Below are 17312 nucleotides of genomic sequence, written 5' to 3'. Positions count from 1 at the left end.
ACATCACCGTGAGAGCCTGGTTCGATCAGTCTCGACAGCCGCTCCCGACGGCGCACTCGCCCTCCGTGCCTTCCATCGAAAACCCTGCTTGACCCAGTTTCCGGATGACTCCGTCCGGCAGTTTCGCTGCCGCGGAAATCCGGCGTTCGCGCTCGCCCAGGGTTTTGGAGCATTGCCCCCTCCCGGTGTCAAATTTACGATTTGCGTAAATATTTACGCAAAATGACTGGAGGAACGATGTCGACTCACGAGCCGGTGGCAGACCGGCCCTATGCCGTCGTGACGGGCGCCGCCGGCGGAATTGGCCAGGCCATCGCGCGGCGTCTCGCGCGCGACGGGTTTCACGTCGTGGCGCTGGACCTGAACGGCGCGGCGGCGCAGGCCGTGGCCGAGGAACTCCGCGCGGCGGGCGGATCGGCGCAGTCGCATGCGGTGGATCTGCGCGACGGACCGGCGCTGGCGGCGCTGATCGAGTCGCTGCCGCGTCTGGACGCACTCGTGAACAACGCGGGCATCTTCGACGAGCGAGCCTTCACGGCGCTCACCGCCGAGGATTTCCGCCGCCACTACGAGCTCAATGTGATCGCGCTCTTCAGCCTGAGCCAGCAGGCGGCACGCCGCTTGCCCGCAGGCGGCAAGATCGTGAACATCGCCTCGCGGGCCTACCTTGGCGCGCGCAATCACGCGCACTACGTGGCGGCGAAGGCCGCGGTGGTGGGCCTCACACGGGCGATGGCGATGGAGTTGATGGAGCGCGGCATTCTCGTGAACGCCGTGGCGCCGGGGCTCGTCGACACGCCGATGCTGCAGGCGCTCACGCCTGAGCGGCGCGCCGCGCAACTCGCGCTGCAGCCGACCGGCCGCGCCGCGCGCCCCGAAGACATCGCGAACGCGGTGGCCTTCCTCGCGTCGCCGCAAACTGACTTCATCACCGGCCAGACCTTGATGGTGGACGGCGGCAAGTCGCTCGGCGGCAGCTTCTGAGCGATACCACCCACTAAAGCAGGCGCGGCCCGCGAAAGGCGCCACGCCGGAGGAGACACCCCATGAACCCAGCCGAACAAGCCGCGATCCTCAAGAAGACCGCCTGGCGCCTGATCCCGTTTTTGTTCCTGCTCTATATCGTGAGCTTCATCGACCGCACCAATGTCGGCTTCGCGGCGCTGCAGATGAATCACGACATCGGCCTCACGCCCGCGATGTATGGCCTTGGCGCCGGGATCTTCTTCGTCGGCATGCTGCCGTTCGAAGTGCCAAGCAATTTGATGATGGTGCGCTACGGCGCTCGTCTGTGGCTCACGCGCATCATCATCGCGTGGGGCTGCGTGACGCTCGCGACTTCCATGATCGGCGGTCCGAAAAGCTTCTACGCCATGCGCTTTCTGCTGGGCATCAGCGAAGCGGGCTTCTTTCCGGGCGTGCTGTTCTATCTGACGTTCTGGTTTCCGCGCGAGCAGCGCACGCGCATCATCGCGCGCTTCATGATCTCGCTGCCGATCGCGGCCGCGATTGGCGGCCCGGTGTCGTCGTTCATCCTGCAGGCGCTCAACGGCGTCGCGGGTCTGCCGGGCTGGCGCTGGATCTTCATTGCCGAGGGCGTGCCCGCCATCGTGCTCGGCTTCGTCACGCTGCGCGTGCTGTGCGACAAGCCTTCGCAGGTGAAGTGGCTCGCGAGTGCGGAGCGCGAGTGGCTGCAGGCGAAGATCGACCACGAGCAGGAGGAGGATGCGGCCCAGATGCGTACGCACGGCTGGCGCGAAGTGGTCGAATCGCTCACGGACCTGCGCACGCTCGTCATCACCTTCACCGGCGTGTGCTTCGTGATCGGCTTCTATGGTGCGGGCTTCTGGCTGCCGCAGATCATCAAGACCTTCGGGGCCACGACGACGACGATCGGCTTGCTGGCCGCGCTGCCGAATCTGCTCGGCGCCGCCGCCATGCTGCTGTGGGCGCGCCGCTGCCGCTCGCGCACGATGCGTCTGTCCGACGTGATCCTGCCGCAACTGCTCGCCTGCGTGTCGTTCGTCGGCGCGTCGCTCACGCTGCATCAGCCGGCATGGGCGATGAGCTGGCTGTGCCTCGCGATGATCGGCCTCTACGCTTCGATGCCCGCCTACTGGACGCTGCCCACGCTCTTCTTCAGCGGCACGGCCGCCGCCGCGACGCTCGCGTTCGTCAACGCGGTCTCGAACATGGGCGGCTTCTTCGGGCCCGCGATCATCGGCTGGCTCACGCAGACCACGGGCAGCTTCCAGGCGGCCATGGCGACCATGGGCGGCTTCGTGCTGGTCGGCGCGCTCGCGCTGCAGTTGCTCACGCCCGCCTACCGCCGGCGCCAGCAGGATTCGGCGCTCGCCTGAGCGCCATCGATACAGGGGCGATACGCGTTCCGCCGCGCCTCGCCGGTTTCACCCCTCTTCGACGAGAGAACCCACCATCATGACCCAGACTTCCTCCCCCCGCCGCGTCGCGCTCGTGACGGGCGGCGCCGGCGGCATCGGCGTCGCGATCTGCCGCGCGCTCGCCGCGGCGGGCCATCGCGTGGCGGTGACCGATCTGCAGCTCGCGGCCGCGCGCGACGTGGCCGCGTCGCTCGAAGGCGCGGGGCACGGCGCGTATGCGCTCGACGTCGCCAACGAAGCGGCGGTGACCGGCGCCTTCGACGCCGTGACGGCCGACATGGGCCGTCCCGAGATTCTCGTGCACAGCGCAGGCATCCTGCACTTCAAGCCGGACGGCGACCGCCCGCTCGTGGTCGAAACGTCGCTTGCCGACTGGCAGCGCAACGTCGACATCAACCAGACGGGCTGCTTTCTCGTGTGCCGCGAGTACGCGCGGCGTCTACCGGCAGGGCCGACGTTCGGCCGCGTGGTCACGCTCTCGTCGGTCGCGGCGCAGCTAGGCGGGTATCGCTCGAACGCCGCGTATATCGCGAGCAAGGCCGCCGTGCTCGGCTTGACGAAGGCGCTCGCGCGCGAGCTCGCGCCGCAAGGCGTGACCGTGAACGCCGTGGCGCCGGGCCTGATCGATGCGCCCATGCTGCGTCTTTCGCTGCCGCCCGAGCGCGATGCGCAGGCCGCCGCCGCCATTCCGCTCAACCGCCTTGGCTTGCCCCGGGACGTGGCCGCCGCCGTCGTCCATCTGGTCAGCGCCGAGGCGGGCTACCAGACCGGCACGACGGTCGATGTGAACGGCGGATACCGGATGCAATGACGCATTCAGGACAACCGATGAAACAGCAGGCGAAGAACGAGGCGAGGGCGGTGCGGCTGCTCGCGTCCGAACGAGGAGGCGTGCAATGACAGGCGCAACGGCAAACGATCAGGTGAATGAGGCCTACGACGTCGTCGTGGTCGGCTCGGGAGCGGGCGGACTCGGCACGGCGCTCGTATGCCGGCACGCGGGACTCTCCGTGCTGGTGCTGGAAAAGACGGCGAAGTTCGGCGGCTCCACGGCCGTCTCGGGCGGCGCGGTATGGATTCCCGACAACCCGCACATGGCCGGCGTCGGCCATCGCGACACGCTCGACGCGGCGCGCCGCTATCTGCGCCAGACCGTGGGCGAAGCCTTGCGCGAGCCGCTGATGGAGGCCTATCTGCAGCACGGGCCGGAGATGGTGCGCTTCATGGAGGCGCACACCGAGGTCCATTTCATCGCGCGCGCCGTTTCGCCCGACTACAAGCCCGAACTCGACGGCGCCATGCCGGGCGGCCGCACGATCGATCCCGCGCCGTTCGACGGCCGCACGCTGGGAACGCTGTTCGAGCAGCTGCGCCGGCCGCTGCCGAGCTTTCTCGCGCTGGGCGGCATGATGGTGAACCGCAAGGACATCGACGCGCTGCTGGCCATGCACAAGAGCATTGCGGCGCTCGGGCACGCGCTGCCGCTTTTGTTGAGGTATGCGAAGGACAGGCTGAAATGGTCGCGCGGCACGCGGCTCGTGCTCGGCAATGCGCTGGCGGCGCGTCTTCTGAAATCGGCGCACGATGCGGGCATCGCGCTTATCCCCAGCGCGCGCGTGACGCGCCTCGAAACGAACGGCGCGCGCGTGAGCGGCGTGACGGTTGAGATCGGCGGCAAGCGGCGGACGATCGTCGCGCGCCGCGCCGTCGTGCTCGCCACGGGCGGCTACGCCCAGAACGCGGCGCTGCGCGCGAAGCTCGTGCCGCACGCGGAGCTGCATCGCTCGATGGCGCCCGAAGGCAATACGGGCGACGGCGCCTTGCTGGCCGAGCCGCTGGGCGGCCATTTCGCGAGCGGCAACGCGGGCGCGGCCTTCTGGACGCCGGTTTCGGTGTTTCGCGACAGCGACGGCCGCGAGGCGGTGTTCCCGCACCTCATCACCGACCGGCAAAAGCCCGGCATCATGGCTGTCGATGCGAACGGCCTGCGCTTCGCCAATGAGGCGACTTCGTATCACGACTTCGTCGCCGCCATGCATCGCGCCAACGCGACAGCGCCCTGCGTGCCCGCCTGGCTCATTTGCGACAGCGACTTCGTGCGCAAGTACGGGCTGGGACGCGTGCGTCCGCGCTCGCTCTCGCTCGGGCGCTACGTGCGCAGCGGCTATCTGAAATGCGGCGCGACGCTCGATGCGCTCGCCTGCGAAATCGGCGTGCCGCCCGAGGCGCTCGCGCAAAGCGCCGCCAGGATGAACGCGTTTGCGAAGAGCGGCGTGGACGAGGAATTCGGACGCGGCAACTCGGCTTACGACCGCTATCTGGGCGACGCCTCGCAGCGGCCGAACCCGTGTCTCGGCCCGATCGAAACCGGGCCGTTCTACGCGGTGCGGATCGTGCCCGGCGACATCGGCAGCGCGACGGGCCTCGAAACGAACGAGCGCGCCCAGGTGCTCGACGGCAACGGGGCCGCGATCGCCGGCCTCTATGCGGTCGGCAACGACATGAATTCGGTGATGGGCGGAACCTATCCGGCGGCGGGCATCACGCTCGGCCCCGCGCTCACCTTTGGCTATATCGCGGGCTGTGACATCGCGGCATCCGCCGGCATCGCGGGCGAGCCCGCAGCAGCCAACCGCGACGCGCACCTCGTGACGCCGTCGCCGTACAACAAAGAGGCATTCTCGTCATGAACGACACTTCCCGCCGCATCGCTTTCGTCACGGGGGCGGCAAGCGGCATTGGCGCGGCGGTTTGCGGGCGGCTCGCGGCCCAGGGCGTGGGCATTGCCGCCGCCGATCTCGACGAGGCAGGCCTGCGTGCGCTGCGCGAGCGGCTTGGCAGCGCGATTCCTTTTCTGCATGGCGTGGTCGACGTGCGCGAAGAAGCGCAGATCGAAGCCTTCGTCGCACGCGTCGAACGCGAGCTTGGCGCGATCACCGACGTCGTGCCCTGCGCAGGACTCGCGCGCAGCGCGCCCGCCGAAAACATGAGCGCCGAGCAATGGGATCTGGTGCTCGACATCAACCTGCGCGGCACCTTCCTCACCTGCAAGCATGCGGCGGCCGCGATGCTGACGCGGCGGCGCGGCAGTATCGTGTGTCTCGCTTCGGTCACGGCGCGCGGCGGACAGCCTGGGAGAGCGAACTATGCGGCGTCGAAGTGGGGCCTCGTCGGTCTCGTGAAGAGTCTCGCGACCGAGTGGGGCAATCGCGGCGTGCGCGTGAATGCGGTGGCGCCCAATGGCGTCGATACGCCGATGCTGAACGTGGGCGTGCCCGCGGCTTTTCGCGACGGCGTGATGCTCGATCGCACGCCGCTCGGGCGTTTTGCCCGTGTCGAGGAAGTGGCCGAATCGATCGCGTTCCTGCTCTCGGACGCGGCCTCCTATGTGACGGGCAGCGTGCTCGAGGTGGACGGCGGCCTGACCGCGGGCTACCTGACGCACGCGCAGGGCGCCGATTACGCGCTGCATGCGGCGCCGCGCTGAATCCCCTATAGTCGCGTGAATTCATCGAACTACCCAGGAGACCCCATGTCGCTCACGCCATCGTCGCTGCGTGTCTATTATTCGCCGTACTCGCCCTACGTGCGCAAGGTGCTCGTATGCGCCGCCGAACTCGGCCTGCCTGTCGAGCGTCTTGCAAGCAATGCGAATCCTGTCACGCGCGACGCCACCGTGGTCGCGCGCAATCCGCTCGGCCAGGTGCCGACCCTGTTGGTGGGCGAACAGGAGCACGAGCGCGAAGGCGAGGGTGCCCTCTACGACAGCCGCGTGATCTGCGAATACCTCGATGCACCCCACGGCAAGCTGTTCCCGGCCGCGGGCGAGGCACGCTGGCGCGCGCTGCGCGAGCAGGCGCTTGGCGACGGCCTGATCGGTGCGGCGCTGCTCAGGCGCTACGAGCAGGTCATCCGCCCGGAAGCGCTGCGTTACGCGCCGTGGTTCGACGGTCAGCACGAGAAAGTGGTCTCGGCGCTCGATCAGTTCGCCGCGTGGGTGCCGGAATTCGGCGAGCGCGTGGACATCGGCACGATCACCGTGGCCTGCGCGCTCGGCTATCTGGATCTGCGCTTCCCGGACGAAGGCTGGCGCTCCCGCACGGCGCTGGCCGAATGGTTCGCGCGCTTCGCCACGCGTGCGTCGATGCAGGCCACGCGCCATCCGGAGGCTTAAGAGGCGCACGACGAGGCGCACGATGGAGGCGCACGGCCGGGCGGTGTCGCAAGGTAGACTGCTGGCTTTTGCTATCGATGCGCAACACCGGGAGCGTTATGGCGACCAACGAGACGAGAAAGACTCCAAGAACCCGTGTGCAATCGGCGGAGACCGGCGCCGAAATCCTGAAAGCCCTCGCGAGCCTCGGGCCGTCGGCCTCGCTGACCAACATCAGCGAGGCGGCGGGCATGGTGCCGGCGAAAGCGCACCGCTATCTGCAGGCGATGATCGTGAGCGGCCTCGCGACCCAGGAAAAGCAGTCCGGCCGCTATGCGCTGGGACCGGCGGCGGTGGCGATCGGCCTTGCCGCGCTCGCCCATATCGACGTGGTGGGCAATATCTCCGACATGCTGCCCGACCTGCGCGACGAAACAGGGCACACCTGCTTCGTCGCCGTGTGGGCGAACCACGGGCCGACCGTCGTGCGCGTAGTGGAGATGGTAGGCGAGGTGACGGTGCTCACGCGGGCCGGCGCGACCATGCCGCTGCTGCGCTCGGCCACCGGGCTCACCTTCGCGGCGCATTTGTCCGCAGCGGACCAGGCGCCGGTGCTCGCAACCGAGCCCGACGATCTCCAGGCGCAGTTGCATGAAGCCGGTTCGCCGCTCAATGCCCGCCTCGCGGCGGCGCGCGAGCACGGCATCGTGGTGATCGAAGGGCTGATGGTGCCCGGCATTGCCGCGACGGCCGTGCCGATCTTCGACGCCCGCCGGCAGATCGCGGCCGTCGTGACGGCCATCGGGCCGTTCAACAGCTTCGATTCGAAGCCGGACGGACCGCTTGCGCAGCAGTTGAAGGCGTTCGGCAAGCGCGCGAGCCAGCGGCTCGGGGCGCCGATGTTCTGAGGGACCAACTAGCGTTCAGTCGTCGAATGGCCGTGTGCGCGCGGCGCTCAACGATCGTGTTCTTCCTTGATGGTGCGCTCGTCGTCGTCGAACATCTCGCCGAAGTTCATCGGAACGACCACGCGAGGGTGCACCCCGGGTTCGCGGTTGTCGACGAGCGAGAACGCCTCCGAAACGATGCGCTGCACGTCCTGATGCAGCATCGTGACGTCGAAGGGCAAATGCGCCGCGAACGGGTCCCAGTCGAAACACCCGACTACCGCTTCGCGCAGCGCATCCCGCGGCAATTGCGACGCGAAATGCACGAGGCCTTCGAAGGCGTTGATGGCGTTCATGAGCATGCCCGCCGGCACCCGGCCGTGTTTTTCCTGGCGCCGCACGAGCGCCTGCCGGGCCGCCGCCGCGTTATAGCCGCACAACTCCACCGCGTCGCTGCCGGGGCTGATCTGCCGCGCGGCGAACGCTTCGAAGAAGCCGGCCATGCGCATCTCGGTCGCGTATTCGTGCGGCACGCCCCCCAGCAGCACGAGATCCTGGGGCGAGTGCCCGGCGGCAATCAGCTTGTCGATCATCACGTCCGTAATGACGCGAGCGCCCGCGCGGTTGTCCGAGACCACCGACGGCGCGCCGTCGCCGGGCAGGTCGAGATTGATCGATGCCACATCGGCTTCGTCGCAGAGCGTATTCAAGGGTGCGGGGTTGCGCACGCCGGCAATGAACAGCATTTCCACGCGCTGGGACAGCAGCGTTTGCGTGACGCTCAGCTCGACCGCCGGGTCGCGCTGCGTACTCACGACGATCGGGCACAGGCCGCGGCTGCGCGCCGAGTCCTCGAAGGTTTGCGCGAGGCCCGCGAAGAAACGGTTGCGGTAGTGCGGAATGATCATGCCGGCGAGGCCCGAGCGTGAGAGCCGCAGCCCGCGCGCTTTCATGTTCACCTGGTAGCCGAGCGTCTGCGCGCACTCGAGAATGCGGTTGGCCGTCGCTTCCTTGATCCGGTAGCGCGCCCACGTGCCGTTCAGCACCATGCTCACGGTGGATATCGAAGACCCGGTCGCCGTGGCGATGTCGTAGATCGTGGACTTTCGTCCGCTGGTCATGCCCTTCATCTCTGTCTGCTCCCCGAGCGCGCTCAACCTGTCCGGCCGACGGTAGCCGCTTTGGCGCACCCCGCCATATTAGGGTTTTCACCCTCTTCCAACCATTGCTGAATGGTTTCAGCATACACCACATCAACTTGCTGAATGGATTCAGCAAGTTGAGAGGTGGCCCAGATGTGACCCAGATGCGGCCCGTTCCAGAGTCGGAGGAGACATGACAAATCAATTGCTGCGCCGGCTGTGCGCCGGAATTCTTGCTTTTTCGTTCGCGACGGGATTCGCCAATGCGTCGCCGGACCATCCCGTGATCGGCGTGGTCGTGAAGGTGGGCGGCATTCCGTGGTTCAACGCCATGGAGGCCGGCATCAAGAAGCGCGCCGACGAACTGGGCGTGAAGGCCTTCATGGTGGGGCCGACGAGCGCCGACCCGGCTCTCCAGGTACGGGCGATCGAAGACCTGATCGCGCAGCACGTCGACGTGATCGGCGTGGTGCCGAACGACGCGCAGGTGCTCGAACCGGTGCTGCAGCGCGCGCGGGCGGCCGGCATCAAGGTGATCACGCACGAGTCGCCCAAGCAGCAGAACACGGACTGGGACTTCGAGCTCGCATCGGCCAAGGGCTTCGGCGAGGCGTATGCGAAGACGCTGGCGAAGGACCTGGGCGGCAAGGGCGAATATGCGGTCTTCGTCGGCTCGCTCACGGTGCCGCTGCATAACGCCTGGGCGGATGCGGCCATCGCCTACCTGAAGGCGAACTACCCCGACATGAAGCTCGTGGGCGACCGCTACGGCGTGGCCGAAAACGTGGACGCTTCGCGCAAGACGGCGCTGGACCTGATGCTCGCGCACCCCAACCTGCGCGCGATTCTCGCGTTCGGCAGCCAGGGGCCCATCGGCGCCGCGCGCGCCGTGGCCGAAAAGCACGAGGAAAAGCAGGTGCTGGTGCTGGGACCGTTCTCGCCTGGCCAGGGCAAGCGCCTCGTTCATGACGGCGTGCTGACGGGCGGCTACATGTGGAATCCCGAGCAGGCGGGCGAGGTGTTCGTCACGCTGGGCACGATGGTCGCGAGAGGGCAGCCGATCAAGGACGGCACGGACATTCCGGGCCTGGGCGTCGTGCATCCCGAAGGGCACGACCTGATCGTGAACGATCTTGTCGAGCTGAACGCGCAGACCGTGGACAATCTCGCGAAGATGGGTCTTTGAGTTGGGTGTTCCTTCCATGATTCCTGATTCTTCTTTGCACCGCGCCACGCCCGTCCCCGTCCCCCGCGGCGGCGCCGGTGCCGTCATGCCGGCCGCGCTCGCCGCGGACGAGGCGCGCCCCGCGCTGCTCGAACTCGAGAACATCTCGAAGGTGTTCGGCGGGGTCAAGGCGCTGCAGCAGGTGCGCTTCGACATCCTGCCCGGCGAGGTGCTGTGCCTTGCCGGCGAGAACGGTTGCGGCAAGAGCACGCTCATCAAGGTGATCAGCGGCGTGTATCAGCCGGAACCGGGCGCGCAGATGCGCTACGACGGCGAGCCGCTCGGGCGCCTCGATCCGGCGAAGGCCCGCGAGCTGGGCGTTCAGGTGATCTGGCAGGACCTCGCGCTCTTTCCCGAGATGACGGTGGCCGAGAACATCGCCTTCGAGCAGAACCTCGGCTCGCGCCCGCGCGTGGTCAGCTACGCGAAGATGAAGGACGCGGCGCACCGCATTCTGGAACGCCTCGGCGTCAAGCTGCCGCTCGAACGTTCCGTGCGTTCGCTCTCGATCGCGCAGCGGCAGGTGGTGGCGATCGCCCGCGCGCTGGTGGCCGAGGCGCGCATCGTTTTCATGGACGAGCCGACCGCCTCGCTGAGCCACGCGGAAACGCAGGCGCTGCTCGCCATCGTGCGGCGGCTTTCGGCGGACGGCATTGCCGTCGTGTTCGTCAGTCACCGGCTCGCGGAAGTGCTCGACGTCTGTACGCGCGTGACCGTGATGCGCGACGGCCAGTACGTGGGCACCTTTCCCACGGCGGGCATGACGCAGTCGCGTCTCACCGAGCTGATGACGGGCCGCACCTTCGATTACGCCGTGCGCACGACCGATCTCTCGCAGGCGCCGGTCGCGCTCCAGGTGCAGGGACTTACGCGCCGCGGCGAGTTCGAAGACGTGACGTTCGCGGTGAAACGCGGCGAGATTCTCGGGCTGACCGGACGCCTCGGCGCGGGGCGCACGGAGCTTGCGCTGGCGCTTTTCGGCATGGCGAAGCCAGGCACGGGTGCCGTTGCTCTGGAAGGCAAGCCGCTCGTGCTGCGCACGAATCGCGACGCGATCCGCGCGGGCATTGCCTATGTGTCGGAGGACCGTCTTCAGCTAGGCCTCATCCAGGCGCAGTCGATTGGCGACAACACGGTCGCCTCGGTGCTCGACGATCTGCTCGACGCGTGCCGCCTCGTTTCGCCGGGCAAGCGCGACGCGTTGATCCACGACTGGATCGGCAAGCTGGCCGTCAAGATCGGCAAGCCCGACGACGCGGTTTCGACCTTGTCGGGCGGCAACCAGCAGCGCATCGTGCTCGCGAAGTGGTTGGCAACGCAACCGAAGGTGCTGATTCTCGACTCGCCCACCGTAGGCGTGGACGTGGGCGCGCGCGCCGGCATTTTCAGCATCGTGCACGAGCTCGCCGCAGCGGGCATGGCCATCGTGCTGATTTCCGACGAGATTCCCGAAGTCTATTTCAACTCCGACCGCATTCTGCACATGCGCGACGGCAGGATCGTCGCGGAGTACGTGCCAGGGCGGACGAGCATCGATCAAATCGAGCGAGACGTCCATGCCTGATCTTCGCAAACTCGGAATCGGCTCGATCGAGGCGCTGTTGATCCTCGTGATTGCCGTCATGGCGGCAGGACTCGGTCTGACGACGTCGACCTTCCTCACGCTGCCCAACCTGTTCGACCTGCTCAACCAGAGCTCGGTCAACATCATCTTCGGCGTCGGTTTGCTCGTGGTGCTGATTGCGGGCGGCATCGACATCTCGTTCGCCGTGGGCGCTTCCGTGGTTCAATATCTCACCGCGTTGACGGTGGGATGGCTTGGCGGCGGCAACTGGCTGATCGGCTTTCTGGCTTCCATGGGCTTCGGTTTTCTGCTCGGCGCCCTCAATGCCACCATCATCTACCGCTTCCGGATCGTCTCGATCGTCGTCACCATCGCGACGTTCAACATCTTCTTCGGCGGGCTGATGTTCCTGACCAACGGCGTGTCGATCTACGACCTACCCGACTGGTGGGTGGACCGCGTGTCGCTCCTGCAGGTGAAAACGGCAAGCGGCGTGGCCGACCTCACGCTGCCCGTGGCCGTCATGATCGTCACCGTGATCGCGACGTGGTTCATGTTGCGCAGGACAACTACGGGACGGCAGCTGTATGCGATGGGCGACAACCCCGAGGCCGCGCGCCGCGTGGGCGTGAACCTCGGCGCGATGCACTACGTCGCGTTCGGCTGGCTCGGCATGATGGCCGGCATTGCGGGCCTGATGCAGGCGCATATCGTCCAGGAGGTGGTGCCCAATGCGCTCTACGGGCGCGAGCTCGACGTGCTGGCGGCCGTGGTGCTGGGCGGCGCGCGGCTGGGCGGCGGCCGCGGCACGATCCTCGGCGCGATCCTCGGCATCCTGCTCACGGCCATCACGGCAAACGGCCTCAACCTGCTCGGGATCTCGCCTTACGCATTCAAGATGATCATCGGCGCGGTCATCCTGACTGCCATCACCCTGTCGAGCGGCGGCTTTGCGAAGCTCGTCGGATCGCGGTTCGCCTCGCAACGCGCATAGGTGCTGCCATGAGTTCCCCTTATTCCCGACGCTCCCTCGCGGCGCATGTCCCGGCCGACGTGCTGGGCCTGCTGGGCTTTCTCGCCATCGTGATCGTGGCGATGAGCTTCGCCTCCGACCGGTTCTTTTCCGCGAGCACCTTCGTCTCGGTCGCGTTCCAGTTGCCCGAGCTGGGCTTTTTCACGCTCGCGATGCTCATGCCGCTCGTGTCCGGCGGCTTCAATCTCGCGGTGACGTTCACGGCCAATATCGCGGGCCTGGCGATGGCCTGGGTGATTCATTCGATGGGCGGCGCGGACGCGGGCGTCGCCGCCGTGGCGCTCGGCATTGCGGCGGCGCTGGCCACCGGCGCGGCAAGCGGCTGGGCGATGGGGGCGATCATTGCGCGCACGGGCGCGAGTCCGATTCTGGTTTCGCTCTCCGCCATGATCTTTCTGCGCGGCCTGGGCGAGTTCCTGACCCACGGCGGCGACATCTCCGGCTTTCCGCCGCTCGTGCTCGCCATGGGCAACGGCCTGTGGCTGGGCGTGCCGGTGCCGCTGTGGATCTTCGCGGGCTGCGCCCTGCTGTGGCACGTGCTGATGACGCGCTCGCGCCTGGGCTTCGCCACGCGCATGATCGGCTCCAACCTCGAAGCCACCCGTTACTCCGGCATCGACACCACGCGCGCCGTCACGCGCATCTACATGCTCTCCGGCCTCATGTGCGGCGTGGCGGGCGTGGTCATGCTGGCGAGCTTCAATTCGGTGCGCGTGGGGCACGGCGAAGCGTTCCTGCTGATCTCCGTGCTGGCGTGCTTCCTCGGCCGCGTCGATCCGTTCGGCGGATTCGGCCGCGTCGCGCCCGTCGTGGTCGCGCTCGTGATCCTGCAGACGATCGCCTCGGGGCTGAATCTTCTCGGCGCCAGCCAGCATCTCGCGACGGCCCTCTGGGGCGTCTTCCTGCTCGCCGTCATGCTGTTCCGTTGGGCGTGGGCCAACGGCGTTTTCCACACTCCCGTCCGGGCGCGCCTTGCCGCGCGGCGGCACGGGACACAGTCAACCAAAGGAGTCTGAATGAACAAGCTTGGCGTACACGCTCTCGTCTGGGAGGCAAGCTGGAGCCACGAGGCCTGCGCGCGGGCCATCGCCCGCACCGCGGAAGTCGGCTTCGACTTCATCGAAGTGCCGGCGCTCGACCCGACATCGATCGACGTCGATTTCACGCGGCGCGAACTCGAAAAGAACGGTCTTGGCGTGACCTTTTCGCTGGGGCTCGATGCCGAGTCCGATATTTCGAGCGGCGACGTGGAGAAGGCCGCCCGCGGCAAGGCGAAGCTCGAGACGGCGCTGCGCGTGGCGCGCGACTGCGGGGCGACGCATATGTGCGGCATCCTGTACTCGGCTTTTCAGAAGTACTATGTGCCGCCGACGGCCGCCGGCATTGCGATGTCGGTCGACATCCTCGGCGAGGTGGCACAGACGGCGGCGAAGAGCGGCGTCGTCCTGGGCCTCGAAGTCGTGAACCGCTACGAGTCGAACGTACTCAATACGGCTTCGCAGGGCGTCGAGCTGTGCAAGCGCATTGGCGCGCCGAACGTGAAGGTGCATCTGGACACCTATCACATGAATATTGAGGAATCCGATATTGCGACGGCGGTGCGCGAAACCGGCGACTACCTCGGCTACTTCCATACCGGCGACTCGCACCGCGGCTACCTGGGTTCCGGCAGCATCGACTTTTCGGAAATCTTCCGGGCGCTGGTGTTCTCCGGCTTCAAGGGGCCGATCACGTTCGAAAGCTTTTCGTCGCGCGTGGTCGGGCAGCCGCTGGAGGGCATACTGGGCATCTGGCGCAATCTGTGGGAGGACGGCCACGATCTGGCGTCGCACGCGCTGATGTATACGCGGGCGCAAATCAAGGCGGCGCAGGAAGCCTTGAAGCAGGCCGAACGGAGCCGCCTGTCGTGAGCGGCGCCGCACAGCAGGAGCAACGCATCGGGCCCGACGAGCTGGCGCAACACCTGCTCGGGCTCAAGGGCGGCGCGCGGCGCCTCGTCGCCATCGCGGGGGCGCCGGGCTCGGGCAAGAGCACCTTCGCGCAGGGGCTGTGCGCGGACCTCAACCGGCGCGTGCCGGATGTGGCCTGCGTGCTCGCGATGGACGGCTTTCACTTCGACGACCGGGTGCTGGAAGCGCGTGGCCAGCGCGCGCGCAAGGGCGCGCCGCATACGTTCGACGTGCCGGGACTCGCCGCGATGCTCGGCCGGCTCAAGGCGGACGACGGCAGCGAAATCGCGGTGCCGGTGTTCGACCGCTCGATCGAGATTGCACGGGCGGGGGCGGAGATCATCCCGCGGTCGGCAAGGCTCGTGGTGGTCGAGGGGAACTATCTGCTGCTCGACGCGCCCGGCTGGAGTGCGCTGCAGTCGTACTTCGACGTCACGGTCATGCTGGAGGTGCCGCGCGACGTGCTGGCGCAACGGCTCCTGGCCCGTTGGCGCGGCTATGGCATGGACGAAGCAGCGATACGCGCGAAGCTCCTGGAAAACGATCTGCCGAATGTGGATCTCGTCCTCTCGCAAAGCGTGAGCGCGCAGTTCGTGGTCGCCAACACCTGATTGCGAGGAGCGAGGATGGAGATCGAACGCTGGACTCTGGCGTGGGCGCATGGCGAGGCGACGGTGCAGGCGCTGGGCGGCATGCTGGCGCCCGTGCGCTTCGACCTCGGGCCGGGACACAGCGTGACGCCGTTTCGACCTGCACCGTGGGGGGACGACGCGCGGTGGCCGGGGCTGCTCAGGGCGTTGCGAGGGGAATGGCCTTGCCTGCCGTTCGGCATGGCGAGGGCGCCTCGCGGTCTGCCGGCCGGTTTCGAGGTGCGCGACGCGGCGGACGGCTGGGATCACGGCTACGGTGCGAATCACCTGTGGCGGCGCGTGGAGCAGACGGCGCACAGGCTGACCGTTGCCGTCGACTATCCGCCCGAGGCCGACATCGAAAGCCTCGAACGCACCATCGAAGCCGATCCCGATGCACCGGCGCTGGCGGTCTCGGTCACCGTGCGCGCGAGGCGCCCGGTCGTGCTGCCGTTTGCGCTGCATCCGACCTTCACGATTCCGGCGGAAGGTATCGAGGTGCTGGCCTGCCCGCACCGGCGCATTCACGGCTACCCGGTTCCACCGGAGCCGGGGGTTTCGCGCGTTGCGCCGAACCGCACCTTCGCTTCGCTGGCGGCCATCCCGACGGCGGCAGGCCCGCTGGACGCCACGCGTTTGCCGTTGCCGGAGAAGACCGAGGAGCTGCTGCAGATGGAAGGCTGCGAACCGCCCTTTGTCGTGCGATACCCGGCGCAGCGAGCCGATGTCCTGCTCGACTGGGATCCGGCCGTGTTGCCCGACGCCCCGCTCTGGATCAGCAACGGCGGACGGGTGCATGAACCCTGGTCGGGGCGGCACTTCGCCCTGGGTGTGGAGCCGGCCAACAGCTTCTTCGATCTAGGCCGTGTCGTCAGGCCTCCCGCCGGTCATCCGCTTGCCGGCCGCTCGGGGCTCGCATTCGAAGCGGGCAAGCCGCGCACGGTTCGCTACCGGATCGCGGCCGTTCCCGTGATCTAACCGGCGCGCCGGAACCCTCTTCAAGGCGTCGACGCCGCCGGCATGCTCCGGCCTGCGCCGGGTTGGACAATCCCGCCTTTCGCCTGCTCTCCCGTCCAATGTCATGACAAATGCATGGCATATCTGGCAGATCAATGCAAAAAGCAAACCAAAATCTGGGGCGCTAGGGTTTATACCTAGCCACGCGATACAAAAAATTGTTAAATTGATGCTTTAGAGTAATGACTCTAAATGTGCCGCTGTGACGAGGCCGGTATTGCAAGAACGAGCCCTGTAGCAGGACACCAGTTTTCATACTGATTTTTATTTAGTCTTACTAACAAAGAGAGAGGGCAGAATCGATGACCGTTTTCGCATCAGAGCATCTCGGAACCGCTTGCCAATCCGGCGTCCGGGCATTTTTCGCGCTGGCGAACCCCACGCTGCAGGGCGTTCAGGCCGTCGTGGATCTGAACACGCAGGCCATCAAGGCCGCCATGACGGAAACCGAAGCGACGCTCAAAGGCGCGATTCAAAGCCAGAATCCGCTCGAATTCCTGGCCCGGCAGGTAACCGTCTCGCAGCAGGCCGCAGCCAAGGCCATCTCGTACGGCCAGCATCTTGTGGATATCGCAACGACCACGCAGGCGGAATGGACGCGAGCGGCGCGTGCCCAGTCGGAGCAGCATGAACTGCAATTCGGCGCTTTCTCCGGCCCGTTTGCGCAGAACGTGTCCACGGGCGTGCAGGCATGGATCGCCGCGATGAACCCGGTGTTCTCCGCTGCCGGCGCCACTGCCGCGGCACAGCCGGCACAAGTCGCAAAGTAAGACTTTTTCCACGCATTGCACCGTGATCGCTTTCCATGGACACGGCGCGATGCGTCGTGGCTTCGAGGTTCGAGGCAGGCAGTAAGGACTTTTAACGCGGGAACTGGAAATGACTGACATTGTGATCGTATCGGCCGCCCGGACGGCGGTGGGCAAATTCGGCGGCTCGCTGGCGAAGATTGCGGCGCCCGAGCTGGGCGCGGTGGTGATCAAGGAAGCGCTGGCGCGCGCCGGCATCAAGCCCGAGCAGGTGAGCGAAGTGATCATGGGTCAGGTGCTGACGGCCGGTTCGGGCCAGAACGTCGCGCGCCAGGCATCGATCAAGGCGGGGCTGCCCGCCTCGGTGCCGGCCATGACGATCAACAAGGTGTGCGGCTCGGGCCTGAAGGCGGTGATGCTCGCGGCGAACGCGATCATCGCGGGCGATGCGGAGATCGTGGTGGCGGGCGGCCAGGAGAACATGAGCGCGGCGCCGCACGTGCTGCCGGGCTCGCGCGACGGCTTCCGCATGGGCGACGCGAAGCTCGTGGACAGCATGATT

At 67.0% G+C, this 17312-nt stretch carries 17 protein-coding genes; 16 read left to right on the top strand and 1 reads right to left on the bottom strand.

The features are described from left to right. The first annotated feature begins 237 nt into the window (after positions 1 to 237). The 7 genes from BAC01S_RS22575 to BAC01S_RS22545 all read left to right on the top strand — a co-directional run bounded on the left by BAC01S_RS22575 (position 238) and on the right by BAC01S_RS22545 (position 7463). Positions 238 to 984 (top strand): SDR family NAD(P)-dependent oxidoreductase, encoded by a 747-nt coding sequence (locus BAC01S_RS22575; protein WP_043203311.1) that lies wholly within the window; start codon positions 238 to 240, stop codon positions 982 to 984. Between the two features lie 62 nt (positions 985 to 1046). Next, a complete protein-coding gene (locus BAC01S_RS22570; RefSeq protein WP_027796798.1) occupies positions 1047 to 2360 on the top strand; it encodes an MFS transporter in 1314 nt (437 codons plus the stop codon). Positions 2361 to 2439: 79 nt separating this feature from the next. After that, positions 2440 to 3213, top strand: coding sequence for an SDR family NAD(P)-dependent oxidoreductase (locus BAC01S_RS22565; RefSeq protein WP_027796797.1), 774 nt, complete (start codon positions 2440 to 2442; stop codon positions 3211 to 3213). Positions 3214 to 3298: 85 nt separating this feature from the next. After that, positions 3299 to 5092 carry an FAD-dependent oxidoreductase gene (locus BAC01S_RS32265; protein ID WP_043203310.1) on the top strand — a complete coding sequence of 598 codons (1794 nt, stop codon included), beginning with the start codon at positions 3299 to 3301 and terminating at the stop codon, positions 5090 to 5092. Further along, positions 5089 to 5889 carry an SDR family NAD(P)-dependent oxidoreductase gene (locus tag BAC01S_RS32260; RefSeq protein ID WP_043203308.1) on the top strand — a complete coding sequence of 267 codons (801 nt, stop codon included), beginning with the start codon at positions 5089 to 5091 and terminating at the stop codon, positions 5887 to 5889. Before BAC01S_RS32265 ends, BAC01S_RS32260 begins: the two co-directional genes overlap by 4 nt. A gap of 45 nt (positions 5890 to 5934) precedes the next feature. After that, positions 5935 to 6576, top strand: a complete 642-nt coding sequence (locus BAC01S_RS22550) for a glutathione S-transferase family protein (RefSeq protein ID WP_322786906.1) — start codon at positions 5935 to 5937, stop codon at positions 6574 to 6576. 98 nt (positions 6577 to 6674) lie between these two features. After that, positions 6675 to 7463, top strand: coding sequence for an IclR family transcriptional regulator (locus tag BAC01S_RS22545; protein WP_027796795.1), 789 nt, complete (start codon positions 6675 to 6677; stop codon positions 7461 to 7463). A gap of 47 nt (positions 7464 to 7510) precedes the next feature. Here the strand turns inward: BAC01S_RS22545 and BAC01S_RS22540 are convergent, their stop codons facing one another. Further along, positions 7511 to 8563: a LacI family DNA-binding transcriptional regulator gene (locus BAC01S_RS22540; protein WP_245616655.1), complete on the bottom strand. Its 1053-nt coding sequence runs from the start codon at positions 8561 to 8563 to the stop codon at positions 7511 to 7513. Between the two features lie 214 nt (positions 8564 to 8777). On the opposite strand from BAC01S_RS22540, the gene BAC01S_RS22535 reads away from it, so the two are divergent. The 9 genes from BAC01S_RS22535 to BAC01S_RS22495 form a co-directional block, all read left to right on the top strand. Continuing rightward, positions 8778 to 9770: a substrate-binding domain-containing protein gene (locus BAC01S_RS22535; protein ID WP_084168778.1), complete on the top strand. Its 993-nt coding sequence runs from the start codon at positions 8778 to 8780 to the stop codon at positions 9768 to 9770. An 85-nt stretch (positions 9771 to 9855) separates the two neighbouring features. Further along, complete coding sequence (locus BAC01S_RS22530) at positions 9856 to 11373, top strand: sugar ABC transporter ATP-binding protein (protein WP_027796792.1); 1518 nt, start codon at positions 9856 to 9858, stop codon at positions 11371 to 11373. After that, positions 11366 to 12367: an ABC transporter permease gene (locus tag BAC01S_RS22525; protein ID WP_027796791.1), complete on the top strand. Its 1002-nt coding sequence runs from the start codon at positions 11366 to 11368 to the stop codon at positions 12365 to 12367. Before BAC01S_RS22530 ends, BAC01S_RS22525 begins: the two co-directional genes overlap by 8 nt. Before the next feature lie 8 nt (positions 12368 to 12375). Then, entirely contained in the window at positions 12376 to 13422 is a 1047-nt protein-coding gene (locus BAC01S_RS22520; RefSeq protein WP_027796790.1) for an ABC transporter permease, read from the top strand. Next, complete coding sequence (locus BAC01S_RS22515) at positions 13423 to 14316, top strand: sugar phosphate isomerase/epimerase family protein (RefSeq protein WP_027796789.1); 894 nt, start codon at positions 13423 to 13425, stop codon at positions 14314 to 14316. Then, positions 14313 to 14966, top strand: a complete 654-nt coding sequence (locus tag BAC01S_RS22510) for a nucleoside triphosphate hydrolase (protein ID WP_156954508.1) — start codon at positions 14313 to 14315, stop codon at positions 14964 to 14966. The genes BAC01S_RS22515 and BAC01S_RS22510 overlap by 4 nt, the downstream gene beginning before the upstream one ends. 15 nt (positions 14967 to 14981) lie before the next feature. After that, a complete protein-coding gene (locus tag BAC01S_RS22505) occupies positions 14982 to 15962 on the top strand; it encodes a hypothetical protein (RefSeq protein WP_027796787.1) in 981 nt (326 codons plus the stop codon). Positions 15963 to 16303: 341 nt separating this feature from the next. After that, positions 16304 to 16771, top strand: coding sequence for a TIGR01841 family phasin (phaP, locus tag BAC01S_RS32255; protein WP_052408817.1), 468 nt, complete (start codon positions 16304 to 16306; stop codon positions 16769 to 16771). A gap of 109 nt (positions 16772 to 16880) precedes the next feature. Continuing rightward, positions 16881 to 17312, top strand: a 432-nt coding sequence (locus BAC01S_RS22495; RefSeq protein WP_027796786.1) for a thiolase family protein, incomplete at its 3' end; no start/stop codon positions are given.

This window comes from Paraburkholderia acidipaludis NBRC 101816, assembly GCF_000684975.1.
In the GTDB taxonomy this organism is placed as follows: Bacteria; Pseudomonadota; Gammaproteobacteria; order Burkholderiales; family Burkholderiaceae; genus Paraburkholderia; species Paraburkholderia acidipaludis.
This window is presented reverse-complemented; position numbering and strand designations above follow the sequence as displayed.